This is a genomic window from Actinoplanes sp. 13 (assembly GCF_056134165.1).
This window is the reverse complement of sequence record NZ_JBVYOQ010000003.1, coordinates 436,455-461,771: the sequence shown is the minus strand read 5'-3', so window position 1 is coordinate 461,771 and position 25,317 is coordinate 436,455. Positions and strand designations below refer to the sequence as shown.

Below are 25,317 nucleotides of genomic sequence, written 5' to 3'. Positions count from 1 at the left end.
CGCTCCTAGTAGACGAACGGCCAGCCGGCGGAGTCGTACCCGAGCAGGTTGATGCCGAGCCGGGCCGCCCCGTTGTTCGCGTAGTAGTGGTAGACCAGCGCGTCGGCGTCCGTGTCGGTCAGCACGGCCTGGTGGCCGGGACCGTGGATGTCGCCGTGCCCGGCCAGGATCTGCGTGCCGCCGCCGGAGTTCATCGCGGTGCCGTTGCGGGCGACGTACGGGCCGGTGACGCTGGTCGAGCGGCCGACCATCACCCGGTACGTGCTGGCGGCGCCCTGGCAGCAGCGGTCGAACGAGACCCAGAGGTAGTAGTGGGAGCCGCGCTTGGTGATGACCGGCGCCTCGATCGCGCCGCCGTTGCGGCCGGCGATGCTGTGGATCGTGGTGCCGGACCGCTTGCCGGTCGCGGAGTCGAGCGGGATCAGCTTGATGCCGGACCAGAACGAGCCGAAGCTGAGCCACCAGCGGCCGTCCGAGTCGACGAACAGGTTCGGGTCGATGGCGTTGAAGTTGTCCGACGTGCGTGACTCGATGACCAGGCCCTGGTTGGTCCAGCTGCCGGACTCGCCGGTGGTGCTGGTGGCCAGGAAGATCGCCGACCGGTTGGAGCCGAAGCTGGAGGCCGAGTAGTACAGCCAGTACCGGCCGTCGCGATGGGTGAGGTCGGGCGCCCACAGGTTCCGGTCGCCGTTGGTGTAGGTGGTGGTCCACGGCGCCCCGCCGGGGAAGACGGCGCCCGCGTTGCGGAAGGCGGTCCGGTCCGCCGAGGTCTTCAGGGCGATGTTGTGCCCGGTGTGCGCGAGCAGGTAACCGCCGTTCGGCCGCTTCACGATCGTGGGGTCGTGGGCGTCCACATTGCCGGTCACCGCCCCCGGGTTCGGGTAGGCCGCGGGCGGGGTGGTCGGGGTCGCCGCGGCGAGCGGCGCGGCGACCGTGGCGGCGTCGGACGGGCGGGTCGCCAGGGCCACGCCGGCCGCCGCGACGACGGCCAGGCCGGTGAACACCGCGGCGAACCGGGTACGGGACCGGGGTACGGGGGAGGTGGAGGTGCTCATGACGGTCCTTCGATGGGGCGCCGGCGGCGTAGGGGGACCGCCGGCGCTGCTGTGATCCGTGCCGGTCCGGCGAGGGGGTGTTGCCGGGGGATGACCGACGTGTGACGGATCGGGGACGCCTCGATGTTCTCGTTAACATCCAAGGCCGTCAAGATGGATAAGCATATTGCGCGGCATGCAGTTTCAGCGCTGCATTGTGCGGGAGATGCTCGTTGTTAGCGTAAACGTAGCTGCTGAGCTGGGGCGCGAAGCCGGTTGTCATGGGATCGTCATGACTCTGCGGGATCATCGGAGAATCACAGCGTGACGCTGGTAAGCAGGAACCGACGAGCGGGAGGCGGGCCGGAGACGTGAAGACACAGAACGAGGCGCCGGTGCGGGTGGGCCTGACGCTGACGACCACGGCGGTGGTGGTCCGGCTGTCCGGGGACGTGGACCTGGACGTGGTGGGGGACCTGCGGACGGCGCTGGACAACGCGGTGGCGCTCCGCCCGTACGTCATCGTCGATCTGACCGCGGCCGCCGCGGTCGACTCCCTGGGTCTCAACACGCTGGTCCGGGGCCGCAACGCGGCCCGCCGCAACGGCGGCGAACTGCTGCTCGTCGGGCCGTCCCGGTTCGTGCAGACGGTGCTGCGGACGATGCGCCTGCACACCGCGTTCCGGGTGTTCGAGACCGTGCCCCAGGCCCTCACCGCCACCCAGGGAGCCGTGCCCCGCCAGGTCCGCCAGCCCCGTGTGTGAAGTTCGGGTGCGATCCGAACCGGAACTTCACACACGCCGGGGTCGCGACGGGTGTGTGAAGTTCGGGTGCGTTGTGGACCGGAACTTCACACACGCCGGGGTCGCGACGGGTGTGTGAAGTTCGGGTGCGTTGTGCACCGCAACTTCACACACGCCGGTGCTCAGCGGCCGGGGTTGCCGGCGGTCATCCGGATGGTGAAGCCGTCGGCGTGCCGGTGCAGGGCGACGTGGTTGCAGGACTGGTGGGTGATCCACAGGCCGAGCCCGCCGTCCGTCCGCTCCCGGGCCGGCAGCAGGCCGGCGAACGGATCCCGTGGGCCCGCGCCGGCGTCGGTGACCGCCACGACGACGCGGTCGCTGCCGCGCCAGAGCCGCAGCCGCACCGGCCCGGCGCCGTGCCGGTGCGCGTTGGAGACGGCCTCACTGACCGCCACGAGCAGGTCGTCGACGTCCTGATCGGGGAGTCCGAGGGCGGCGGCGCGGGTCGCCTGCCGGGCCTGGGCCGCGGTCGGGCCGGGCAGATCGGCCAGCGGCTCGGTGAGCTGCAACGGGTCGGTGACCGGCGGGCGGGGCTCACTCAGGTACGTGACCGGGTCGACGTAGGTCTCGTTCGGCAGGTGCCGGCCGTCCGGGAGAGCGGTGCGCGGGTGGGTCCGCAGCACGTCGGCCAGTACCGGCCCCGGGGTGCTGCGGGTGTCGTACGCGCACATGCTCCACAGCGGGAACTCGTCGTACGCGTGGTTGATCGCGGCCTCGTACCGTGCCCACCAGTCCCAGGTCACCCCGAGTCCGGCCGGCGGGATCTCGCCGATGATCCGGATCTGCGCGGCGCCGCCGGCCACGTACCCGGCGAGCAGGTCCCGGTAGGAGCGGATCGCCGCGGCGGGGCGGGCGTACAGCGAGCCGCCGGGCTGAAAGGTGATCGGGGCGCCGGCCGGCAGCACGGCCCGGAGCAGGCCGGCGGTGCGCTCGCCCAGCGACACGACGGTGGGCTCGCCGGCCTCGACCCCGCCCAGCAGGAACGGCACCGCGACCGCGAGGAAGTCGTCGTCCGAGGCGTAACAGACCGCCTCGTGGTAGTAGCCGACATGTCCGGCGGCCGCTCCGGTCCTCATCGCCGGACCTCCACGCGCACGTGGGACAGGTCGATCAGCTCGGCGATCCGGGCGGTCGAGCCGAGCCGGGTGCGGACGACCGCGATGACGTCGCGGGTCCGGGCGAACCGGTCGAGGATCATCAGGGAGCGGTGGTCGACGAAGCGCAGTCCGCGCGCGTCCACCGTCACCTCGCCGTCGGCAGAGGCCAGGTCGGTGCGCTGCAGGGCGTCGGCGAACGTGTCTTCGGTGGACATGTCCAGCTCGCCGTCGAGGACTGTCGCCGCGCTGGTCCCGCCGGGGTGCAGCCGGAACGTCACGGCGGCGTGGTTGGTGGACTCGTGCAGGCAGGCCAGCTCGGCCACCGCCCGGTCGCCGAGCCGGGTGCGGTCGTACCCGCACACCGCCTGCATCGGCTCGTCCCGCATGTACCGGCCGATCAGGTACTCGTAGCGGGCGAAAGCCTCGCGCTGTGCGTCGGTGCCCACCAGCGTCGTGGCGTCCGCGACCACGCGCAACCCGGTGAAACCGTCGGCCAGGGCCGCTTCGGTGGCGGCGGCGTAGGCAGCGACCTGCGCGGCCGGGTCGATCACCCGGCTGCTGCCGTAGGCGTCCTCCATCGACACGATCCGGGCCGTGCCGGGGCGCCGCGCCGCGACGACGTCCTGGAGCCAGTCGCTGGTCGCGCCGGACCGCAGGCCACCGACGAACCACACCTGCTCGCCCGCGGCGAGCCCGGCGCGGAGCAGCTCGCGGGCGCGGCCGTCGAACGCCCGCGGGTCGTCGTACGCCCAGCACAGGTGCCCGGCCTTGATCGTCACCCGGCAACAGTAGCCGAAGACCGTACGCCGTTTTCGGCACCGAGGGGGCACTTTCCCGGGAGGCGGCCTCGCGTCTTGTCCGCGGGCAGTGACGGTCGTCTACTCGATCGGTGACCAACTATCGCATCGCACTCATCCCCGGTGACGGCATCGGCGCCGAGGTGCTTCCGCCCGCGACGGCGCTGCTCGACGCCGTCGGCCGCCGGCACGGCATCGACTTCACCTACGACTCCTTCGACTGGTCCTGCCGGCGGTACCAGGCCGAGGGGGCGATGATGCCGGCCGACGGGCTGGACCGGATCCGCGGGCACGACGCCGTGCTGCTGGGCGCGGTCGGGTGGCCCGGGGTGCCGGACCACGTCTCGCTGTGGGGGCTGCTGATCCCGATCCGGCGCTCCTTCCGGCAGTACGTGAACCTGCGGCCGGTCAAGGTTCTGGACGGGGTGCCGAGTCCGCTGCGCAGCGCCCGCGCCGGGGAGGTCGACATCGTGGTGGTGCGGGAGAACGTGGAGGGGGAGTACTCGGAGATCGGCGGCCGGCTCGGGCGGGGGACCGAGGACGAACTCGCGGTGCAGGAGGCGGTCTTCACCCGGCGCGGCGTGACCCGGGTGGCGTCGTTCGCGTACGAGCTGGCCGCGACCCGCCGCAGCCATGTGACGTCGGCGACCAAGAGCAACGGGATCGTGCACACGATGCCGTTCTGGGACGAGGTGGTGGCCTCGGTGGCCGCACAGCACCCCGGGGTCCGCAGCGACAAGGAGCACATCGACGCCCTCGCGGCCAAGCTGGTGCTGGCGCCCGAGCGCTTCGACGTGATCGTGGGATCGAATCTGTTCGGCGACATCCTCAGCGACCTGGCCGCCGCCGTGGCGGCCAGCATCGGGGTCGCGCCGGCCGCGAACCTGAACCCGGAGCGCGACTTCCCGTCGATGTTCGAGCCGGTGCACGGGTCGGCGCCGGACATCGCCGGTCAGGGTGTCGCGAACCCGCTCGGCGCGATGTGGTCGGCGGCCATGATGCTCGACCATCTGGGGCATCCGGAGGCGGCCACGGACCTGGTGGACGCGGCTTTCGGGGCGCTGGCCGCCGGGACGAGCACGCGGGACCTGGGCGGCTCGGCGGACACGGCGGCGTTCACCCGAGCGGCGCTGGACCGGGTGAGGAACTAATCGCACTAGCGAAAATGTCGATTCCTGTTGGCTTCTGTTGACATCACACATGTCACTACGTCAATGTGAGCGCAATGTGTCGTTGATCGAAGGGAAACACTCGATGCCACGATCACCCTTACGACCACTGCTGCTCGCGGTTCTGCTGGCCCTCTCCGTCCTCGTCGCACCCGCGGGCGCCGCATCGGCCCGGGCGCCGGAAGCGGCGGCGGTCCACGGTCTCAAGGGTGAGTACTTCCGGATGTCCGCGCCGGGCGCCCGCGACTTCGCCGAGCTGGGCGGCGTGCTGCTCGATCCGAACATCGACCTGCCGGGCCTGGCCGGGACGTTCGAGTCGCTGCTCGGGCGCACCGAACACACGACCGCACGCTGGACCGGCCGGCTCACCGCGCCGGCGACCGGGGACTACACGTTCTCCATGATCGGCGACAACGGCTTCCGCTTCTTCCTGGACGACCAGCCGGTGATCGACCACTGGGTCGGCGACTGGGACCGCGAGCAGACCAGCGCGCCGGTGCGGCTGGTTGCCGGGGAGGCGCGCACTGTGCGCATCGAGATGTTCCAGGACATCGGCGGCGCGAACCTCTTCCTGCGCTGGGCGGCCGACGGGCTGGAGAAGCAGATCGTGCCGGAGTCGGCGTTCACGCCGCCGGACGGCTTCCAGATCTTCCCCGTCGACTTCACCGTCAGCCAGGACGGCAGGAGCGTGGTCGCGGACTTCGCCGCACCCGTGAACGATCTCGCTGATCTCGCGGCGCACCTGGCAGTCGAGGTGGACACCACCCGCTTCCCGGTCAGGTCGGTGCGGGTCGACCGCCGCGACCGGTCGAAGGTCGTCATCACCCTGGACGCGGCGATCCAGCAGGAGCAGCGGGTCCGGGTCAACTACGACGGCGCCGGCGGCCTGGTGGTCGGCGGCGAGACGGTTCCGCAGGTGATCCGCTCGGCGGCCAACACCTCGGCGCACCGGCTCCTGACCCCGTGGGGCGAGAAGCTGAACGTCGACAAGCCGCTGCCGGAGTACCCGCGGCCGCAACTCGTCCGCAAGGACTGGCTGAACCTCAACGGGCCCTGGGAGTTCGCTCCGGCCCAGGCCGGCGAGCAGCCCGTCTTCGGCAAGCGGCTCGACGAGCGGATCATCGTGCCGTTCCCCGTGGAGTCGCTGCTGTCCGGCATCGAGCGGCGCGAGGACCACATGTTCTACCGCAAGCTGGTGACCGTGCCGCGGGAGTGGTCCGGCAAGCGCGTCAAGCTGAACTTCGGCGCCGTCGACTACCAGGCGAAAGTCTGGGTGAACGGCACGCTGGTCACCGAGCACACCGGCGGGTACGACGCGTTCACCGCGGACATCACCGGCGCGCTGCGCGGCCGCGGGCCCCAGGAGATCATCGTCGCGGTCACCGACGTCACCGGGCCGGACCAGCCGAAGGGCAAGCAGTCGCTGAATCCGGGCGGCATCGTCTACGAGCCGTCCTCGGGCATCTGGCAGACGGTCTGGCTGGAGCCGGTCTCGCCGGTCGCGGTCGACCAGGTCGTCGCGACGCCGCAGGTGGCGACCGGGTCGGTCGCCGTGACGGTCGAGTCGGCGTCCACCTCGGCGCAGGCATCCGTGATCGCCCGGGACGCGAGGGGCCGCACCGTCGGGTCGGCTTCCGGCCGGGCCGGCACCCCGCTGACGATCAAGATCGCCAAGCCACGGCTGTGGAGCCCGGACGACCCTCACCTGTACGACCTGGACGTCACGCTCACGCAGGGTCGCGCCGTCGACAAGGTCCGCGCCTACTTCGGCATGCGCGACGTAGGCGTACAGAATGTCGGTGGTTTCCCGAAGTTGGTGTTGAACGGCAAGCCGATCTTCTCGCTCGCCACCCTGGACCAGGGGTTCTGGCCGGAGGGCCTGCACACCCAGCCCAGTGACGCCGCGCTGCGCTTCGACCTGGTGGAGACGAAGAAGCTCGGGTTCAACGCGGTCCGCAAGCACATCAAGGTGGAATCCGCCCGCTGGTACCGGCACGCCGACGAGCTGGGCCTGCTGGTCTGGCAGGACTTCGTCTCGGCGGACATCACCGGCGCCGCCGGTCAGCAGGCGTTCCTCAGCCAGGGCCGGGAGATGATGCGGGAGCTGCACAACTTCCCGTCGATCATCGGCTGGATCGTGTTCAACGAGGGCTGGGGCGAGTGGGACCGGACCGCGACCGGGCAGATCGCCGAGCAGATGAAGGCGGCCGACCCGTCCCGCATCCTCAACGCGCACAGCGGGGTGAACTGCTGCAACTCCAAGGGCGACGCCGGCAAGGGCGACGTGATCGACCACCACGACTACGTCAACAACGACCCGCCGTGGCCGGACGCCACCCGGATCGCGATGGACGGTGAGCACGGCGGGTTCACGCTGCGCACGCCGGGACACATGTGGCCCGGGCCGCCCGCGGCGATCTACAGCGGGGTGGCCGACAAGGCGGCGCTCACCGCGAAGTACGTCGACAACACCGAGCGGTACTACCTGGAGGGCGCCGGGGCGGAACTGTCCGGCTCGGTGTACACCCAGATCACCGATCTGGAGACCGAACTCAACGGCCTCTGGACGTACGACCGGCGCGTCATCAAGGTCGATCCGGCGCCGGTCCGGGCGATCAACGAGAAGGTGATCGCGGCCGGCGCCACGGCCGGTGCGGACGCGGTCTTCCCCGGGCGCGCTGACTGGAACCTGGACGAGGGCAGCGGGACGACGGCCCGGGACAGCAGCGGGGACAGCGACCTGACCCTGTCCGGCGACGTCCGGTGGGCGCCCGGGGTCAGCGGTTCGGCGCTGGCCTTCGACGGTGACGGCGACTCGGCGGACACGGCGGCGCCGGTGCTGGACACCACGAAGGACTACACGGTGTCGGCCTGGGTGACCCTCGACGAGGTGCCGGGCAACTACGCCACCGCGGTCAGCCAGGACGGCCGCCGGGTGGAGAACCCGTTCTACCTGCAGTACGGGCAGGGCGCGTTCGCGTTCAGCACGCCCGGCGGGAACCGGGCCCGGCACGTGGTCACCCCCGAACTGAACCGGTGGTACCACCTGGCCGGCGTGCGGGACCACGCCACCGGCGAGATCCGGCTCTATCTGGACGGTCAGCGGGTGGCCGCGGCGCCGGCCGGCCCGGACGCGATCAGCACCGGGCCGCTGTCCGTCGGGCGCGCGAAGTACGCGGGCAACCGGGTCGACTTCTGGTCGGGCGCGATCGACCAGGTGCACGTGGTGGACCGGGCGATGACCGACGCGGAGATCGCGGCCCTGCACACGGCCGAGGCGCCCTGACCCCCGCGGACGACAAGGGCCCACCCCGGGGCTCGGGGTGGGCCCTCTGCGGTCTGCTCAGATGGCCGTCAACGTCAGCGTGCCGGTGTAGGTGCCGGCCGTGGTGTCGGTCGGCACGCTGAGCCGCAGCTCGGCGTCGAGCTGGGCGGTGCCCAGGCCGGCCTCGCCCGGGGCGGTCGCGAGTAGTGCGCTGCCGTCCAGGCCCATGCCGCGCGTGCCGTCGCGGTCCGGGGCGGTGACCGGCCCGGCCACCACGCCCTGCCGGTCGGCCTGCCGCACCACGGTGGGCGCCCAGCCCAGGTAGCTGCCGGTGAAGGACGTGCCGTCCCCGGCGCGGAAACCGCCGGCGACCTGGCCGGAGGCGCTCCACCCGGGCCGGGCGGCCCGGGTGTCGGTGACCGTCACCGGCCGCATCGCGCCGGTGGCCTCCCAGCGGTCGCCCGCGGCGTTCAGGGCGGCCGGGGGCAGCGTGACGGCGCGGTCGGCGGCGGCGACGCTGATCACGAGAGCGCCGTCGGTCTCGTTGATGCTCGCGGTCACCGACTTGGCGGCGCCACCGCCCGGCTCGGCGGCGGCCACCTTCAGGGTGACCGGGGCGCTGGTGGCGGCCACGGTCCCGCCGTCGTAGAGCTTGACGAGAATCCGGCTGCCGTCGAGCGCCCGGGTGGCGGTGAAGCTGTAGGATGCGCCGGTCTCGCCGGTCACCGGGGTGAAGCCGCCGTCCTGCTCGACGAACCACTGGTACCGGGTGAGCGGGCCCCGCGGCGATTGGACGGCCTGCAGCGTGACCGCGTCGCCGGGCCGGTACCCGCCGCCGGCCAGGCCGGACACCGCCAGGGCGAGGTCACCCGGTTCGCCGGCGGCACCGACGTGCACGACCACGGGGGCGGACTCTACGTACTTGCGGCCGTCGTCGAAGGTGAGACGGGCGAACACCGAGGCGCCGTCGAGGTCGGCGGCGGCGGTCAGCGACAGCCGGCTGTCATGCCGGCCGGCCAGCACCTGGGCGGTGTCCTCGCCGCGCTTCTGGACGTACCACTCCCAGCGGGTCAGCACCGAGGCCGGCGCGACCGACGCGGTCAGCTCCACCTGATCGCCGGCGCGGTAACTGTCGGCGAGACCGTTGAGGGTCACCTTCTCCTTGGGCGCGGCGCCGTGGTCGTCGACGTAGATGGTGGACGGCTCGCTGGTGGCGAGCAGCTCGCCGCCGGCCGAGTACAGCTCGGCCTTGACCTGGGTACCGTCGAGAGCCTGCTCGGCGCGCAGCTCGTGGCTCGCCGTCGTGACCTTGTCGATGACGCCGAAATCGGCCTGGTCGGCGCGCTTCCACAGCCACCGGTAGGTGTCGGTGTCGCTCGCCACCGGGTCGGCGAAGGCGTTGAGCCGGATCGGGTACCCCTGGTGGTAATGGCCGGACAGCGACTCGAGGAACAGCAGCTGCTCGCCGGGTGCGGCGTCGGTGACCCGCAGCTCCTGCTGGGCTCCGGCGACGTGGAAGCCGGTGGCGGCGTCGGTGACGGTCAGGTACAGGGTCTTGCCGTCGAGGTCCGCGGTGACCGGCAGTTCGATCGAGGGCGAAGTGGCACCGGGGATCGGGGTCCACTGGTCGTCCGCGATGCCCCACTCGTAGGTGAGGCCCGCACGTGCGGGGTAGAGCTCCGACTCCGCCGTCAGCGTGTCTCCTGTCCGGTAGACGGTGCGGACACCGGAGAGCAGCAGCTCCCGGTCAGTGACTTTCGCGGTGACAGCGAGGGAGCGGCCCACGACCGCGCCGTCCGCGGTGACGATCTCGTACGCCCACTCGTTCTGGTTGAGCCACATGGTGTCGATCAGGTACGTGTTCGGGCTGCCCGGAACCGCCGTGGGCAGCGCCCATTCGCCGACTTCCTCCCACGCGGTGCCACCCGGCACAGACCGCATCAACCACCGGCCCCGTTCACCGTCGGCCAGAGCACGGTGCTCGACGGAGACCCGTGCCGGGTCTCCCACGTAGTAGCTGTCGCGTATTCCGGTGAGCGCGATGGACTCACCTGTTCCGATGTCGGGACCGTCCACCTTCAAAGCGCGGTAGCCGGTCTCCTGCACGACTTTGTTGCCCGCGTTTCGGATCTGCACCTTGAGCTCCGCGCCGTCGAGGGCGACGGTGGCGTCCCGGGTGTACCGCTCGCCGGTGGTCGCGAGATAGGCGGTGGTCTGCCCGGCGGGGCGGACGAGCCAGAGCGCCTGGTCGCCCTCGCCCAGGGTGACGCCGGTGAAGCGCAGGTCGATCATCTCGCCCGCCCGGTAGCGGTCGGCCAGGCCGGTCATCGCGAAGACGTCGCCGCCGGCCTGCTCGGTGACCGTGACGGTCACCGGCGCGGACGTGGAGCGGGCGAACTGGTTGAGCACGCCCGGAACGAAGCGTGCGGTCACCGAGCGGCTGCCCAGCGGCAGCGTCGTGACGTCGAGGGACGCCCGCCCGCCGGAGACCGCCGCATGCCCGAGAACGGTGTCACCGTCGAGGAACTCGACGAAGCCGGCCGCGTCCGGCGGGGTGACCGTGGCGTCGAGCGTCACGCGGTCACCGGCGATCACGGTGGCGCTCGTGGTCAGCACCGTGGTCGTGCCGGTGGCGGCGGGCAGGCCACCGACGACGAAGGTGTAGGTGGCCCGGGCGGTCTGCCGGGCGCCACCGGCGGTGACGGCGGCCTCCACGCCGATGCGGTACGTGCCGGCCGCGCTGAACGCCCAGTTGGCGTGCATGTGGGTGCGGCCGACGGTGAAGGACCTGAAGGTGTCCTCGTCGGAGGACCACAGTCGCTCGGCGCCGCCGAAACCGGCCGCGGTGAACAGCTCCAGGCTGCCGGGGCCCTGCAGCCCGGTCAGCGTGAACGTGGTCTGGTTGCCCTCGACGGCGCCCGCGGGCACCGACTCGGTGGAGAAGCCGGGCCAGAGCCGGCCCGCGCCGGGGTTGGACTCCGGGGCGATCCACACCGGGCTGCCGGCCGGCGCGATGAACTCGTACCCGGCCGCGACGGTGGCCTTCGCGTCGTCGGCCAGGTGGAACCAGATGTCGCCGGCGTCGAACCGGGTGCCGTTGCCCTCGTCGACGTCGGCCCTCGACGCCAGCGCCAGCCGGCCGTCGTCGAGGAAGGTGGACACCGCGTCGGTGTGCACCCCGGCGATGACGCGGTGCTCCCGTGGCTGCGGGGCGGGGCCCTCGGCGGCTGTCGCGGTCGACGCCGGCGCCAGGACGGCGCCGGCCCCGATCGTGATCAGCGCCAGGGCTGCCGCACGCCGGCGCGGGCGGGAGATGGTCGTCACTGAACGTCCTTCCATGGGCACGCCCGAACCGGGCGACAGAAGTGGAAGCCGCATCCCGATCAAGGCCACGGCTGACCGCGTGTGAAGTTGTGGTCCATATCTGGGCGCAACTTCACACGCTGGTGGGGGAGCGAGCAGGTGTGTGAAGGTGGGGTGCGTGTGGGGGCGCAACGTCACACGCTGGTTGGGGAGCGAGCAGGTGTGTGAAGGTGGGGTGCGTGTGGGGGCGCAACTTCACACGCTGGGCCGGGCTCGGGCCAGGAGGCCGTGGCGGGGGGCGAGCAGGTGCGCCAGCAGGAACGCGGCGGTGAGGGTGAGCACGACGGTGCCGCCGACCGGGAGGTCCCACGACCAGGAGAGGTAGAGGCCGATCAGCGCGCACCCGGCCCCGATCAGCGGCGCGAGCGCCATCATCACCGGCAGGCGGTCGGTGAGCAGGCGGGCGGTGGCGGCCGGCGTGACGAGCAGGGCCAGGACCAGGATGTTGCCGATGGTCTGCACGGCCATCACGACGGCCAGCGTGACCAGCACGTAGAGCACCAGGTCCAGCCAGAAGACCCGCAGGCCGAGCGCCCGGGCCGTCTCCCGGTCCAGGGTGACCGCGACCAGCTCCTTGTGCAGCAGGAACACCGCGAGCAGCACGGCGATCGTGGTGCCGCCGACGATGAACAGGTCCCGGTCCGGGATGCCGGTGATGGAGCCGAACAGGAACTGCTGGAGCGAGCCCGCATAACCGGGCGCCCGCGAGATGACCACGATGCCGAGCGCGAAGGCGGCGACGAAGAAGACGCCGATGACGGCGTCCTCCTTGAGCCGCCGGTTCTGCGCGTAGACGGTGACCAGCAGGGCGGTGACGACGCCGGCGACGGTGCCCCCGACGACCAGGCTGCCGGAGAACAGGAAGGCGATGGCCAGGCCGGGGAAGACGGCGTGCGCCACGGCGTCGCCGATGAAGGCCATCCCGCGCAGTACGACGTAGCAGCCGACGACGCCGCACATGGTTGCCGAGAGTACGGCGATGACCAGCGCTTTCGGCAGGAATGCGAGGTCCGGGTTGAGCAGGTCGGCGAGGAACTGGAGTGGCGACATGTCAGACTCCGGCCGGCAGGGCGAGGGCTTTGAGCAGGTGGCTGTTCGGGCCGACGTCGAAGGTGCGCATCCAGATCGCCGGGTCCTTCAGGTCCGCTGCGGGCCCGTCGGCGACGACCGTGCGGTTGAGCAGGATCAGGCGGTCGCAGGTGTAGGCGGCGGCGGTCAGGTCGTGGGTGGCCATCACCACGGCGTGGTCCTTCGCGATCGTGGTGAACAGCTCGGTCAGGTTCTCCTGGGCCGGCATGTCCAGGCCGGTGAACGGCTCGTCGAGCAGCAGCACCGGCGGTTGCAGGACCAGGGCCCGGGCGACGAGGACCCGCTGACGCTGGCCGCCGGAGAGCTCGCCGACCGGGCGTTTGCGCAGGTCACCCAGGTTGACCTGATCGAGGGCGTCCCAGGCGGCCTGCCAGTGTGCGGCCGACGGGCGGCGGAACAGGCCGATCCGGCGGACCAGGCCGCTGAGCACGGCGTCCTCGGCCGAGGCGGGGAAGTCCCAGGCGAACTCGTGACGCTGGGGGACGTAACCGGCGGCGGCACCGGCGACCGTCACCCGGCCGGTGCGCAGCCGGACCAGGCCGAGGGCCGCGCGCATCAGGGTGGTCTTGCCGGCTCCGTTCGGGCCGAGCAGGGCGACCAGCTCGCCAGGGGTGACGCGCAGGTTGATGTCGTGCAGTACGCAACGGCCACCCAGCTCGACGGTGACCCCGGTCAGCTCCAGGGCGGCGGCGGTCATCGGCCGGCCCCGGCGGCTCCGGCGGTCCCGGCGGCGCTGTCGCCCTCGGACGCGGCGGTGCCGGGGGAGGCGACGGGCGACGAGGTGGCGCGTTCGCGTTCGGCGCGGCGGCGGACCGCGGATTGGCGCATCATCAGGGCGGCGACGAGCAGGGCGGCCAGCAGGCCGGCACCGGTGAGGGCGAGTGCTCCGGTCGTACCCGAAGAAGTGTGATCGGAGGTGGCGGCGGCAGCGGAAGCGGACGGTAGGGGTGCCGTGAAAGCGGTGTCGAAGTCGGGTTTCGTGGCGTCGCCGACCGCGAGGCGCAGGACGGTGGTGGCCGAGGCGGTGGAGCCGTCGGCGAGATCGGCGGTGATGTCGACGGCGAGCTGATAGTTGCCGGGCTTGCCGAACACCCAGTTGGCGTGGGTGTGGGTGTTGGTCTCGACCCACATCGGCTGTGGGAACGGCTTGGCCGAGCTCCACAGGACCTGGGGTGCGCCGAGGTTGCCGGACTGCAGGAACACGGTGAGGTCGCCCGGCCCCTGCACGCCGCGCAAGCTCATGGTGACGCCGCGGCTGATCGCCCGCAGGACGCCGGGGTCCTGGGTGTTCCAGCCGATCCAGACCACGCCGGGCTTCTCGGTCTGCGGTACGACGTGGACCTGCTCGCCCGGCCGCGCGCCGAGGAACGCGTAGTTCTCGTCGTCCGGAACCCGCTGCAGGGCGGTGTCGCGGATGCGCAGGACGGTGTCGGCGGGTTCGCGCCAGACCGCGGGCGCGGCGTGGTCGTCGTGGATCTGGATGGTCCACTTGCCGTCGCGCAGACGCGGCCCGACGTCGACGTGGCCGGTCTCCAGCACGGCGCGGCCGGTGGCCTGGGACTGGCCGGGGTCGAGGGTTTGGCCCAGGCCGGCGGACGGGCTGGGAGCCGCCGCGAGAGTGAGCGCCAGTAGATAGTTGATCACGGGGTTCCTCAGGTGATTCAGTCTCGGGTCAGGCAGGTGCGCAGGGAGTCGGCGTTGAAGCGCATCATGGCGGTGTAGCTGGTGACGCGGTCGTCGAAGGCGTCGCCGTAGATGTCGCAGACCCGGACGCCCTCCTGCTCGGCGACCTCGACCAGCGTCGAGGAGCGGGCGCGCAGGTTGGGCTCCAGGAAGACGGCGTTGATGTGCAGGTTGCGCAGCGTCTCGGTGAGGCGGCGCCGGTCGGCGAGGCTGGCCTCGACGGCGGGGTTGGGGGTGACGAAACCGGCGACCGGGATGCCGTAGGCCTTCGCGAGGTAGGCGAAGGCGTCGTGCGTGGTGACCAGATGGCGCCGCGGCCGGGGGATGGCGGCGATCTGCTGCCGGACGTAGTCGTCCAGTTCGGTCAGCTCGGTCAGGTAACGGTCGGTGTTGGCGTGGTAGGCCGCCGTGCCGGCCGGGTCGGCGGCGATCAGGCTGTCCCGGATCAGCTCGGTGTAGGACTGGGCGTTGCCGACGTCCTGCCAGAGGTGCGGGTCGATCTCACCGTGCACGTGCCGGCCGAGCACGGCCTGCGGGAGCTGGTGGATCCGGGTGCCGGGCCGGCCGAGGAAGCGGACGCCGGAACCGGCGGGGACCTCGCGCAACGCCTTGGCGGGAACCTCGATCACGGTCTCGCCGGCGTCGTCGCGGCGGCCGTCGCTGTAGAGGTAGATCTCGCCGGTGTCGATGTCGACGGTGACGTCGGTGTGGCCGTCACGCAGAACCGTGGTGCTCTCCGGCGGGTTGACGCCGACCGCGAAGGTCAGCGTGGTCTCGCCCATCGGGATCGGTTTGGCGCCGGCGGCCACCGCCAGCTCGGCCCGCAGGTGCAGCCGGTAGCTGCCGGGTGCGGTGAACGCCCAGCTCATGTGGGTGTGCGCGTCCGGCGGCAGGGTCATGGTGTCGTCGCGGAAGCCGTTGGACGCATCGAAGCCGTCGCCGGAGTCGAACGCGATCTCCGGGTCGCCGAACGACTCGGTGAGATAGGCGACCAGCCGGCCGGGGCCCTCGGCGCCGGTGGCCGACAGGCGGATGTCGGAGGACCGGTCGACGCCGTGTTCCGCACCGGCCCCCTTCGCGCGCAGGCCGAGCCAGATGGTGTCCAGGGAGACGTCCTCGACGAGCGGGATGATCTCGGCGGCGTACTTGGTGGCGCCCTCGGCGAGCGAGATCTGCCGGACGCCGTCGGGCAGGTTGGCGTCCAGCGTCTTGATCACGCTCTGCGCCTCGAGCAGCAGGTAGTTGCTGAACGCCACGTCGGCGTAGACGATGTTGCGCACGTCGCGGAGGGTGGGCTCGTACGCGTGGGCGTCGGCGTCGGCCGGCACGATCGAGTCGACCAGCACCCGGTCGCCGCCCACGTTGCGGACCAGGTCGGCGAGGACACCGGTGGTGGTGACGACCTGCAGGCGGTCGTCGGAGTCGGAGAGGGCGGGCGGGGCCGCGCACGCGCCGAGGGCGAGGCAGGCGGCGAGCGCGGCGGTGGCGCGGATCATCGGGTCTCCTGGCGGGCCCGCTCAGCGTTGCGGCAGGAGCGGGCCCACGTCGTGTTACGGCAGGACGGTGAAGGTGAACGGCTTGGCGCCGGTGGTGACGGTGGCACCGGTGCTCGCCAGGCGGCCCGTCACCTCGAAGGTGACGGTGTAGGTGCCGGCCGCGGTGAAGCCCCAGTTGGCGTGGGCGTGCACGTTGCGCGCCACGGTCCGGGTGTCGGGCAGCCCGTCACTCGAGTCGTACAGCTTGGTGGGCGTGCCGGCCGAGACGGTGTAGACGCTGACGTTCCCGGGGCCGGTGACGCTGGTCAGCCGGAACGTCACGCTGTTGCCCTGCAGCACGCCGCTCGGGATCTCGGCGGTGTTCCAGCCGGCCCACAGCAGGCCGGCGGTGTTGGCCTGGGGCAGCACCCAGGCGGTGCTGCCCGCCGCACCGAGGAACGACCAGGCGCTGCCGGCCGGCACGGTGACCTTCGCGGCGGCCGGCACCTGGAAGATCACGTCGGCCGGGTCGCGCTCCGCGGTGTCGTCGTTGACGGTCAGCGCCAGGGCGCCGGCGGAGTAGTCGACGTCGAGGACGTCGACGTGGCCGCTGCTCAGCGTCACCGGCGAGGTCAGGGCGAGGCCCAGGGTGAGGGCGAGGAGGGCGTTCACGGCTGCACCACGAACTTGTAAACGGCCGGCTCCGAGGTGACGGTGGCGCCGGTGCCGGCGAGCGTCGCGGTGGCCCGAACCTTGACCAGGTAGACGCCGGCCTTCTGGAACGCCCAGCTGACGTGCTGGTGCGTGCCGGCGGTCAGGCTCAGGGCATCGGGCAGGCCGTCACCGCTGTTCACCAGCACCTGCGGGGCGCCGACGGCGTTCTCGGTGAAGATCGCGAACCGGCCGGCGCCGGTCACCTTCTCGACCTGCAGGGTCACGGTGTCACCGGCGAAGACGCCCGGCTCGACCTCCTCGGCGGCCACGCCGGCCCAGAGCAGCTCCTCGTTCTCGATCTCGGGGAGGATCCACACCGGCTTGCCGGCGGTGCCGAGGAAGCCGTAGGCCGGGTCGGCCGGGACCGCGGTCTTCGCGGCCCGCTTCACCGCGAAGACGACGTCGCCGACCTCGCGCTCGACGTCGGGCTCGACGGTCTCGTCGTGGACGCCGATCTCCAGGGCGCCGTCCTCGTACGCGATGTCGACGGCGTCGACGTGGCCGGCGCTGAGCACGACGGCGGTGGCCTGGGCCGGGACGGCGGTGCCCAGCAGCGTGACTGCCAGGAGGCCGCTGCCGAGCAGCAGGCGGACGGGTTTACGCAAGGGGGTCTCCTTCGGATTCGCCCGGCACGGGACGGCCGGAACGATCCTGAGCGTAATGGTTTTCATTTTCATTAGGAAGGGTCCGGTGTGGACGGGTGAGCTTCGTCGCTACGGCGGCGCCGGGTGAGGACGACGGCGGCCACGCCGGCCGTCAGCAGAGCCGCGCCGCCGGCGGCGATCGACACGACGTTCACGCCGGTCCGGGCCAGGTCGCCACCGGCGCTGTCGTCCTTGCCGTCGCCGCCGGCGTCACCACCGCCGGTGCCCGCGCCCCCGTCGCCCTTGCCGTCGCCGTCCGAGCCGCCGCCGGTCTCGCTGTCGTCCGTGCCGCGACCGGTGTCCGTCGCGTCGCCCACGGCGAGAGTGAGCGTCCTGGTGTCCGAGACGCTGCGGCCCGCGGTGGTGGTGGCGGTCATCTCCACGCCGAGCCGATAGACGCCGGGCCGGGTGAAGGCCCAGTTGCCGTGCGCGTGGGTGTTCGGTGCGACGCTCAGCTGCTGCGGAAGCTTCTTGCCGGAATCGAAGACGACCTCGGGTGTGCCGAAGGAACCGGTGAGGAAGAGCTTGAAGGCGCCGGGCCCGCTGACGGTCCTGAGCCGCATGGTGACGTTGCCGCGGGTGCCCTTGACGATCGAGTCGTGCTGGGTGTTCCAGCCGGGCCAGACGATGCCGGACTGCTGGGACTGGGGGAGCAGGTGAACCTTGTCGCCGGCCTTGCCGAGGAAGGCGTATCCGGGGCCGGCCGGCACGTCGATGCGGGCCTTGTCGGTGATCTTGAGCGTGACGTCGGACAGCTCCCGCCAGGTGGGCGGTGAGGTGGAGTCGTCCTTGAGCCGGATCCGTAGGGAGGTGCCGGTCAGCTGCGGGCCCATGTCGACGTGCCCGTCGGAGATGACCTTCCGGCCGGTGGCGGCGGCTGCGGGGGTGGTCCGCGCCGCGGCCTTCGGCGCCTGCGCCTGTGCCTGCGCCTGCGCCCCGGCGTTCTCCGCGGCCGCCCGCTGCGGCAGCGGCGGGGCGCCGGCCGTAGGGTCGGCCGCCGGGGTTCCACCTGCCGCCGGCCCGTCCGTGGCCGGGTTGCCGGGCACGGTTATCGCGTAGGTCGTCTCGTCCCGCAGCGTCTCCGCGCCGGTCCGGGCGCTCGCGCGTAACTTCACCCGGTACTCGCCGGGAGCGTCGAACAACCAGGCCACCCCGCCGATCCGGCGTCCGGCGGGAAGCTCGGTGCCGGTCCGGCCGTCGCTGTCGAGCAGCAGCGCCGGCCGTCCCCACGCCGACAGCGTGTAGGCGGCGAACGCGCCGGGGCCGTCGACCGACACCAGGTCCAGGGTGACCGTGCCGCCGGTGACCTCGCCCGGGTCCACGCCCCTGATGTCGAAAGCCGGGAAATCCTCGCCCGCGAGCGACCACACCGGGGTGCCGGCCGTGCCGAGGAACGCGAACGCGGGGTCGTCCGGCACCACGCCGACCGGGCTGTCCCGGGCGGTGAACCGCAAGCCTTCCGGGTCCACGGGCCGGCCCGGGCCATCGAAGGCGAGCCGCAATGCGCCGGACCTCAGCGACAGGTCGACGAGGTCCGCGCCGTCGGCGAGCGGTGCGGCGGTGTCCGCGTGGGCCGGCGCGGCCACCGGGAGCAGGACGGCGAACGAGGCCGTGGCCGTCACGACGGTCTTCCGCAGGCGGTGTCGGCTCATGAGGTTCCTTTCGCGGCCGGGGTACTGGCAGCGGGAGCGGGCGTGGAGGCGGGGCTCTCGGTGGAGAGGGTGGCCAGGTCGCGGCCGCGCTGTTCGGCGGCGGCGAGCGCGGCCCGCATCCGGCGCCGGCGGCGGCGACGGGCAGCGACCCGGGCGGCGGCGAGCGCGGCGACCAGCGCGAGCAGCGCGAGGTGGGCCCACGGGATCAGCCACAGGGTGTGCCGGGACTGCGCGCTCACCGGGGCCGGGCTGATGTCGCGCCCGTCGGCCGGGGACGGCTGCACGGCGAGCGTGATCTGCTCGTGGAAGAGCGGCGGCACCGCGTCGAGGCGCACCGACACCCCGACCGAGCCGCCGGGCAGGATCTCGGCGACCGGCGGGCCGTCGGCGGAGGCCCGGCCGAGGCCGAACGGGCCGGTGACGCGGGCTGACGGGAGTGCTTCGAGGCGTACATTGCCGGAGTTCTTGATCGTGAAGTTCGCCGTGATCCTCGGCAGTTCGAGGGGGTTCCACGGCGCCGAGGTGCTCAGCCGCACGTCGGTGACGCTCAGCTCGGGGCGCAGGGCGCCGGTGACGCGCAGGTAGACGCGGGTGCCGACCCGGTGGTCGACGGTGACCCGGTTGCCGTCGGCGTCGGCGCCCCCGGCAGCGAGCGAGGCGACTACCCCGGCCGCGTGGTCGCCTGGCGTGGCGTTCGGCGGCACCGTCATCGTGAACGGGACGACGACCCGTGAGGACGCCGGCAGCGTGACCTGATTCCGGCCGAGCCTGATCCAGCGGCCGGCGCCGGTCGGCTCGGTCTTGCCGGCGAGCAGGTCGAAGCCGCCGTTCGCGGTGGTGAAGGCGTCGCTGGCGTACAGGCGCAGGGTGAGCGGTTGCCGCGAGTGGTTGGTGACGGCGACGTGGTCGGTGACGGTCGCGCCGGGGTCCAGTTTGTAGTCCAGCGCCGGGCGGCCGTTCGGGCCCTTCGGACCCGACGGGGCGACGGACCAGGTCAGTGACCCGCCGGCGGGCGCCGCGTGTGCGGGTGAGGGAAGCAGGAGTACGGCCAGGACGGCCGCGATGACGCGGGTACGCATAGGGGTCTTTCCGTCGGACCGGGTCGCGGGGCGGCCGGAGGGGTCACGGCGGCCGCCCCGCGACGTCTCAGATGGCGGTCAGGGTCAGCGTGCCGGTGTAGGTGCCGGCCGCCGTGTCGGTCGGGACGCTGAGCTTCAGCGCCGCGTCCAGTTCGGCGGTGCCCAGACCCTTGCCGTCCGGTGCGGACGCGAGGACCGCGCTGCCGCCGAGGCCGGTGTGCGGCTGGACGGTCCCGTACGGGTGGGAGATCGGTCCGGGGACCGCACCCTGCCGGCCGCCCTGGGTGGTGATCCTGGGCGTCCAGCCGAGGTAACCGCCGGTGAACGTCTTGCCGTCCTCGGTGCGGAAGCCGTCCGCCACCTGCCCGGAAGCGGTCCAGCCGGGCTGGGCCGCGCGGGTGTCGGTCACCGTGACCGGCTGCAGGGAGCCGGCGCTCTCCCACCGGTCACCGCCCGCCGACAGCTCGGCCGCGGGCAGGGTGACGGCACGATGCTCGGGATCGACGCTGATCACGAGGGCGCCGTCGGAGGCGTTGATGGTGGCGGTCACCGACTTGGCGGTGCTGCTGCCCTCCTGGGGGAAGGCCACCCACAGCCACACCTCGGCGCTGGTCGCGACGACCTTGTCGCCGTCGCGCAGCTTGACGATGTACTGGCTGCCGTTGAGCGCCCGCGTCGCGGTGAAGCTGTACGACGCGCCGGTCTCGCCCTCGATCGGTGCGTAGTCGTCCTCGCCGGGCTTCTTGCTGAACCACTGGTAGCCGCTCAGCGAGCCCTGCGGGGTCTGCACCGCCTGGAGGGTGACCGTGTCGCCGGGCTGGTACTCGCCCTCGGCCATGCCCGAGACGGTCAGGCTCAGGTCGCCGCCGCCGGGCTGGAGGTCGCCGACCACGAACGTGTAGTCCACCGGCCCGGAGGTCACCGCTGTGCCGTCGGCCAGTGTCGCGTCCGCCCGGAACTGCAGCGTGTAGGCGCCCTCGGCGGAGAACACCCAGCCGGCGTGCGCGTGGGTGTGCACCGGCACGTCGAGGCGGTCCGGCAGCCCGTCGTCGCTGCGGAACTTGATGTTCGGCACCCCGAGCGAGTTGGTGTCGAACAGGGTCACGTCGCCGGGACCGTCCACACCGACCAGGCTGATGGCGACCTTGTCGCCGGCCAGGAGGCCGGACCTGAGCTGCCCGGTGTTCCAGCCCGGCCACAGCAGGTTCGGGTCCTGGACCTGCGGAAGCATCCAGATCCTGCGGCCCGGGGCGCCGAGGAACGCGAAGGCGGGCAGGTCCGGCACGACCGTCTCGGCGGCGGGCAGGACCTGGAAGGTGACGTCGGCCGGGTCGCGCACCACAGCCGGACTGACGGTGTCGTCCTTGACCTTGAGTTTCAGCGCGCCGTTCTCGTAGTGCACGTCGATGGCGTCCGCGTGCCCCCGGGACAGCACCGCCGGCTCCGCGGCGAGCGCTGCCGTGGGGGTGAACAGGACAGCGGTCGCGGCGACGAGACCGGCGACAAGTGTTCTCACACATCGTCTCCTTCCGTGCTAGCTGAAAACGACTCCCGTTTTCACGCGGGACGCTAGCACTTCGGAGAGCGACGGTGTATTGATCACATGCGCGCTAATGCATGACCGGCGCGCCGACGAAGTCGGCCTTCAGGTCGGTGTGCCCCGGGTGGCCGCACACCGAGAACTGGTTCCGCCCGTCCCGCTTGGCCACGTAGAGCGCCGAGTCGGCGCGCGCGCTCAGCTCCTCGGCCGACTCGTCGCCGGTCCACTGGGCGAGCCCGGCGGAGAACGTCTGACCGTCCGGCGTCACCTCCTGCAGGCGGTCCATGATGATCGCCGCGTCCTTCAGCCGGCAGTGCAGGATGAGGCCGAACTCCTCACCGCCGTACCGGGCGATCATGTCGTCGGCCCGGAGCTGCTCCTGCCAGGCGGAGCTGGCGGCGCGCAACAGCTCGTCACCGGCCGGATGACCGAGCACGTCGTTGAACCGCTTGAAATGGTCGAGGTCGACCATGCCCACGACCAGCGTGTCCCCGGCCCGGCGGGCGACGGCGAGCCGGCGCTCCAGCTCGGCGTCCCAGGCGCGGCGGTTCGGGATCCCGGTGAGCCCGTCCAGATAGGCCATCGACTCGAGCCGGGCGGCCTGCTCCTGCACCGTGCGCACGAGACCGAGGATCCTGACGATGAGCAGCAGGAACACCAGGATGGAGCAGATCGACGCGGCCAGCCAGTCGACCAGGCCGTCGGCGAGCACCCCATTGGCCATCAGCTGCGCCGGGCACAGCAGGCAGGCCGAGCTGATCAGCAGCACCCGGCGCCGGGAGACGCCGGCGGACGGCCGGGCGCCCTCGCCGCCGACCGTCGCCATCGACGGGTGCAGCGCGGCGCCACCGAGCAGCAGGGCGCTGAACACGAACGCCGGGGCCAGCTCGTTCTGGTTGATCCCGTGCGAGGACTGCCAGACCCAGCCGACGTGCGCCAGGCCCTGGACGGCCAGGGAGGCGACGAGCTGCCAGAACGCCGGGCCGCGCCGGGCCGGCGAGATGAACATCCGGATCACGCCGGCCAGCAGCAGCAGATCCGCGAGCGGGTACGCCATGGTGACCAGCCGGGCCTCCAGGGCCATGGCCGGACCGATCAGGTCGCGCAGGAACAGCAGCCACACGCCCAGCCCGAGACCCACGGTGACCATCAGCGAGTCCAGGATGCCGGCCCGGTCACGGCGCCAGGACAGTCCGTCCACCAGCAGCATCAGCCCGGCCAGGAAGAGCGGGTAGCAGGCGAGGAAGAAGGCGTCCGCCGGCGAGGGGAACGGCACACGGCCGGCGAACAGGTAGACCGAGATGACGACGTTGCCCGCGCCGCCGGCGATGCTCATGATCAGCAGCAGGATCCAGGGCAGCTTTCGCGCCGGCCGGTTGAACCGGATCCCGAGCCCGATCGCGGCCACGGTCAGGACCGGGTAGCCGAAGGTGATCGCCGCGGCGGCCGCCGAGCCCTCGGGCACGAGGATGCGGGCGACCGTCAGCACCACGCTGACGGCGCAGTAGCCGGCCCAGAGCCTGCGGACACCGGTAATCACCACGAGAGGGATATCGGTCCCCGGCCGAGCGAGCTGAACCGGAACGGGGATCACCGTGCGCGCGCAACCAAGTTGCAGCTCGGGGCCAGCGGCATCAGTGACGGAAACCGTCGACCACGGCCGTCAGGTCACCGGACAGCCGGGTGAGGTCGGCGGCGGCCCGCTGGGTGGTCTCGGCGCCGGCCGCGGTCGCGTTGGCGACCTCGGCGACGCCGGAGATGGTGCCGGCCACCTCGCCGCTGCTGGCCGCCGCGTCGGCCACCGACCGGCTCATCTCGGCGGTGGTGGCGGTCTGCTCCTCGACGGCCGAGGCGATCGTCGTGGTGTAGTCGCTGATCTGCTGGATCACCCCGGTGATCTCGCTGATGGCGTGCGCGGCGCCGCCGCTGGAGGCCTGGATCGCCGCGATCCGCGAGGTGATCTCCTCGGTGGCGCTCGCGGTCTGCTGCGCCAGCTCCTTCACCTCGCCGGCGACCACCGCGAAACCCTTACCGAGCTCCCCGGCGCGGGCCGCCTCGATGGTCGCGTTGAGCGCCAGCAGGTTGGTCTGCTCAGCAATGCTGGTGATCAGCCGGACCACGTCGCCGATCTCCGCGCTGGCCGTGCCCAGCTGGGCCACCTCGTCGGTGGTGCGCTGGGCGACCGCCATCGCCTGCTGGGCGACCTGCGCGGCCTGCCCGGCGTTGCTGGCGATCTCGGTGATCGAGGCGCTCATCTGCTCGGCTCCGGCCGCGATGCTCTGCACACCGCTGTTGACCTGCTCCGAGCCGTGCGACGCGGTGTCCGCGCGGGCCGCGGTGTCGGCCGCCCCGGACCGCAGCTGCGAGCTGACCGTGGACAACTGCTCGGCGGCGCCGGCCAGCGCCACGGCGGAGCCGCCGATCGTGGTCACCGTCGCCCGCAGGTGCTCGACGGCCGTGTCCAGGGCGCGGCCCATCCGGCCCGGCTCGTCACGGCCGGTCAGCCCGGCCGTGCGGGTCAGATCCCCGGCGGCGAGGCTCTCACACACCGACTGGACCCGCCGGAGCGAGGCGACGATGCCGCGAGAGACGAACACCGCGACGCCCAGAGCCAGCAGCAGACCGGCGATCAGCAGGATCAGCGAGGTGGTGCGGCGCGACTCGTACGACGACTTCGCCTCGGCGGCGTTCCCGGCCGCGGCGTCGGCCTCGGTGCCGGTCATGTCGGTGATGTCCTGCATCGCCTCGGCCATCAACGGGGTCAGCTCGGTGTCGCGGATGCTCTGCCACGCGGTGATGTCGTTGCGCCGACTGGCCGGGAAAAGCTTGTCCTTCGCGAGTTGCGAGTACGCCTCGTAGTCGGCGAACAGCTCGTCGATGGCGGCCTCACCGGTGGCCGGATGACTGTTGCGGTAGGCGGCGAACGCCTCCTCGATGGCCTGGAAGTCGTCGTCGAGGGCCTGCTCGTACCGCTGCATGGTCTGCCGGTCCTGGGAGACCGCGTGGTCGACCACGGTCAGCCGGGCCTGCAGCACCGCCGCGCGAAGGTCACCCAGAGCCTGGATGCTGGTCACGTTGTCGTGGTAGATCTTCTGCGCCGACGCGCTGGCCGTGCTCGACGCCTGCAAACCGAGCACCCCCACCGCCATGGCCACCAGCGCGGCCGTCGCCACCGCGCAGAGGATCCTGGTGTTGATGCTCAGGTCAGCGAACCAGCCCGAAGACGGTGCCGCGGCGGCGCGAGTCTGATCCATCAGGGTTCTCCTTCATCCAGGCGTTACAGCTGGATGATCGGCAACCAGGTGGCAACCGCTGAGCCGCGGCAGCGGCCCGGTAACCGTCAGCGCGAGCGTGCCTCCCTGGTGGAGCCGCGCCAACTGAGCCCGGCCAGCACCATGACGGCCAGCCCGACGAGGATGTCGTTGACGGTCGCGCCGGTCACCGACTCGTGACCACGGACGAACGGCGCCACCGGCAGCCACGCTCCCAGCGCCACCAGCACCGGACTCAACGGCGCGGTCTGCCGGGGTGCGACGACGCGGATGAAGGCAAGCACGACGATCGTCAGACCGACGATCACGTCGTTCCAGCCGGCGAACGCTGTCCCGGCCGCCTCGTGATCGAAGACCAGCGGCGCGCAGGTGAGCCACAGCCCGGCCACCGCGATCAGCTCGCCGGGGGTGTGCGCCATCTCGTCACCGAGGCGGCGCGCCGCGCTCAGGAAGTGGTGCCGGTCGGAAGGACGATAGGAATGGGCACTCATCTCGAGCTCCTCCCCGTGTGCGTCATCCCTGCCAGGGCCGGCACGGCCGGACCCTTCTGACGAGTGTGGCACCGGGCCGGCGCCCTGTCTGACGGTTCCGGGCACTCGCCGGCACCTGTCCGCGGGACCTTCCCGGGCGGTGCGGGGCGG

Annotated in this window: 19 protein-coding genes; 3 read left to right on the top strand and 16 right to left on the bottom strand. The window is 72.1% G+C overall.

What is annotated here, in order from left to right; genetic code table 11:
- Positions 1 to 5 precede the first annotated feature (5 nt).
- A complete protein-coding gene (locus AC0NH5_RS09860; RefSeq protein ID WP_474402189.1) occupies positions 6 to 1,055 on the bottom strand; it encodes an arabinan endo-1,5-alpha-L-arabinosidase in 1,050 nt (349 codons plus the stop codon).
- Positions 1,056 to 1,405: 350 nt separating this feature from the next.
- On the opposite strand from AC0NH5_RS09860, the gene AC0NH5_RS09855 reads away from it, so the two are divergent.
- The gene (locus AC0NH5_RS09855; RefSeq protein WP_474402187.1) at positions 1,406 to 1,798 is read left to right on the top strand and encodes an STAS domain-containing protein; all 393 of its coding nucleotides are present in this window, start codon (positions 1,406 to 1,408) and stop codon (positions 1,796 to 1,798) included.
- Positions 1,799 to 1,959: 161 nt separating this feature from the next.
- Here AC0NH5_RS09855 and AC0NH5_RS09850 read toward each other — a convergent pair whose 3' ends face one another.
- Both AC0NH5_RS09850 and AC0NH5_RS09845 read right to left on the bottom strand, forming a co-directional pair.
- Positions 1,960 to 2,913, bottom strand: a complete 954-nt coding sequence (locus tag AC0NH5_RS09850; RefSeq protein ID WP_474402185.1) for an anti-sigma factor RsbA family regulatory protein — start codon at positions 2,911 to 2,913, stop codon at positions 1,960 to 1,962.
- Complete coding sequence (locus AC0NH5_RS09845) at positions 2,910 to 3,713, bottom strand: MEDS domain-containing protein (RefSeq protein ID WP_474402183.1); 804 nt, start codon at positions 3,711 to 3,713, stop codon at positions 2,910 to 2,912. The genes AC0NH5_RS09850 and AC0NH5_RS09845 overlap by 4 nt, the downstream gene beginning before the upstream one ends.
- A gap of 110 nt (positions 3,714 to 3,823) precedes the next feature.
- Between AC0NH5_RS09845 and AC0NH5_RS09840 the strand changes: the two genes are divergently transcribed.
- Complete coding sequence (locus tag AC0NH5_RS09840; protein ID WP_474402179.1) at positions 3,824 to 4,882, top strand: tartrate dehydrogenase; 1,059 nt, start codon at positions 3,824 to 3,826, stop codon at positions 4,880 to 4,882.
- Between the two features lie 103 nt (positions 4,883 to 4,985).
- On the top strand, positions 4,986 to 8,186 hold the full coding sequence (locus AC0NH5_RS09835; RefSeq protein WP_474402177.1) for a LamG-like jellyroll fold domain-containing protein: 3,201 nt from the start codon (positions 4,986 to 4,988) through the stop codon (positions 8,184 to 8,186).
- Positions 8,187 to 8,243: 57 nt separating this feature from the next.
- Here AC0NH5_RS09835 and AC0NH5_RS09830 read toward each other — a convergent pair whose 3' ends face one another.
- From AC0NH5_RS09830 to AC0NH5_RS09770, 13 genes are all read right to left on the bottom strand, one after another.
- The gene (locus tag AC0NH5_RS09830) at positions 8,244 to 11,489 is read right to left on the bottom strand and encodes a choice-of-anchor M domain-containing protein (protein WP_474402174.1); all 3,246 of its coding nucleotides are present in this window, start codon (positions 11,487 to 11,489) and stop codon (positions 8,244 to 8,246) included.
- A gap of 234 nt (positions 11,490 to 11,723) precedes the next feature.
- A complete protein-coding gene (locus AC0NH5_RS09825; RefSeq protein WP_474402172.1) occupies positions 11,724 to 12,578 on the bottom strand; it encodes an anchored repeat-type ABC transporter permease subunit in 855 nt (284 codons plus the stop codon).
- Between the two features lies 1 nt (position 12,579).
- On the bottom strand, positions 12,580 to 13,314 hold the full coding sequence (locus tag AC0NH5_RS09820) for an anchored repeat-type ABC transporter ATP-binding subunit (RefSeq protein ID WP_474402170.1): 735 nt from the start codon (positions 13,312 to 13,314) through the stop codon (positions 12,580 to 12,582).
- Positions 13,311 to 14,261, bottom strand: a complete 951-nt coding sequence (locus AC0NH5_RS09815) for a choice-of-anchor M domain-containing protein (protein WP_474402167.1) — start codon at positions 14,259 to 14,261, stop codon at positions 13,311 to 13,313. The genes AC0NH5_RS09820 and AC0NH5_RS09815 overlap by 4 nt, the downstream gene beginning before the upstream one ends.
- Before the next feature lie 17 nt (positions 14,262 to 14,278).
- Positions 14,279 to 15,796, bottom strand: coding sequence for an anchored repeat ABC transporter, substrate-binding protein (locus AC0NH5_RS09810; RefSeq protein WP_474402165.1), 1,518 nt, complete (start codon positions 15,794 to 15,796; stop codon positions 14,279 to 14,281).
- Positions 15,797 to 15,850: 54 nt separating this feature from the next.
- Positions 15,851 to 16,447: a choice-of-anchor M domain-containing protein gene (locus AC0NH5_RS09805; protein WP_474402163.1), complete on the bottom strand. Its 597-nt coding sequence runs from the start codon at positions 16,445 to 16,447 to the stop codon at positions 15,851 to 15,853.
- Positions 16,444 to 17,094: a choice-of-anchor M domain-containing protein gene (locus AC0NH5_RS09800; RefSeq protein ID WP_474402161.1), complete on the bottom strand. Its 651-nt coding sequence runs from the start codon at positions 17,092 to 17,094 to the stop codon at positions 16,444 to 16,446. The genes AC0NH5_RS09805 and AC0NH5_RS09800 overlap by 4 nt, the downstream gene beginning before the upstream one ends.
- 71 nt (positions 17,095 to 17,165) lie before the next feature.
- Positions 17,166 to 18,785, bottom strand: a complete 1,620-nt coding sequence (locus AC0NH5_RS09795) for a TIGR03773 family transporter-associated surface protein (RefSeq protein ID WP_474402158.1) — start codon at positions 18,783 to 18,785, stop codon at positions 17,166 to 17,168.
- On the bottom strand, positions 18,782 to 19,864 hold the full coding sequence (locus AC0NH5_RS09790) for a WxL protein peptidoglycan domain-containing protein (RefSeq protein ID WP_474402156.1): 1,083 nt from the start codon (positions 19,862 to 19,864) through the stop codon (positions 18,782 to 18,784). Before AC0NH5_RS09790 ends, AC0NH5_RS09795 begins: the two co-directional genes overlap by 4 nt.
- A 67-nt stretch (positions 19,865 to 19,931) precedes the next feature.
- Entirely contained in the window at positions 19,932 to 21,380 is a 1,449-nt protein-coding gene (locus AC0NH5_RS09785; protein WP_474402154.1) for a choice-of-anchor M domain-containing protein, read from the bottom strand.
- Positions 21,381 to 21,474: 94 nt separating this feature from the next.
- Complete coding sequence (locus AC0NH5_RS09780) at positions 21,475 to 22,944, bottom strand: GGDEF domain-containing protein (protein WP_474402152.1); 1,470 nt, start codon at positions 22,942 to 22,944, stop codon at positions 21,475 to 21,477.
- Positions 22,945 to 23,038: 94 nt separating this feature from the next.
- On the bottom strand, positions 23,039 to 24,658 hold the full coding sequence (locus tag AC0NH5_RS09775; RefSeq protein WP_474402149.1) for a methyl-accepting chemotaxis protein: 1,620 nt from the start codon (positions 24,656 to 24,658) through the stop codon (positions 23,039 to 23,041).
- Positions 24,659 to 24,744: 86 nt separating this feature from the next.
- Positions 24,745 to 25,167 carry an SPW repeat protein gene (locus AC0NH5_RS09770; protein ID WP_474402146.1) on the bottom strand — a complete coding sequence of 141 codons (423 nt, stop codon included), beginning with the start codon at positions 25,165 to 25,167 and terminating at the stop codon, positions 24,745 to 24,747.
- Positions 25,168 to 25,317 lie beyond the last annotated feature (150 nt).

Coding starts and splice junctions, on each gene's coding strand:
- AC0NH5_RS09860 (WP_474402189.1), bottom strand. CDS start 1,055: ATGAGCACCTCCACCTCCCCCGTACCCCGGTCCCGTACCCGGTTCGCC.
- AC0NH5_RS09850 (WP_474402185.1), bottom strand. CDS start 2,913: ATGAGGACCGGAGCGGCCGCCGGACATGTCGGCTACTACCACGAGGCG.
- AC0NH5_RS09835 (WP_474402177.1), top strand. CDS start 4,986: ATGCCACGATCACCCTTACGACCACTGCTGCTCGCGGTTCTGCTGGCC.
- AC0NH5_RS09825 (WP_474402172.1), bottom strand. CDS start 12,578: ATGTCGCCACTCCAGTTCCTCGCCGACCTGCTCAACCCGGACCTCGCA.
- AC0NH5_RS09820 (WP_474402170.1), bottom strand. CDS start 13,314: ATGACCGCCGCCGCCCTGGAGCTGACCGGGGTCACCGTCGAGCTGGGT.
- AC0NH5_RS09810 (WP_474402165.1), bottom strand. CDS start 15,796: ATGATCCGCGCCACCGCCGCGCTCGCCGCCTGCCTCGCCCTCGGCGCG.
- AC0NH5_RS09795 (WP_474402158.1), bottom strand. CDS start 18,785: ATGAGCCGACACCGCCTGCGGAAGACCGTCGTGACGGCCACGGCCTCG.
- AC0NH5_RS09790 (WP_474402156.1), bottom strand. CDS start 19,864: ATGCGTACCCGCGTCATCGCGGCCGTCCTGGCCGTACTCCTGCTTCCC.
- AC0NH5_RS09775 (WP_474402149.1), bottom strand. CDS start 24,658: ATGGATCAGACTCGCGCCGCCGCGGCACCGTCTTCGGGCTGGTTCGCT.
- AC0NH5_RS09770 (WP_474402146.1), bottom strand. CDS start 25,167: ATGAGTGCCCATTCCTATCGTCCTTCCGACCGGCACCACTTCCTGAGC.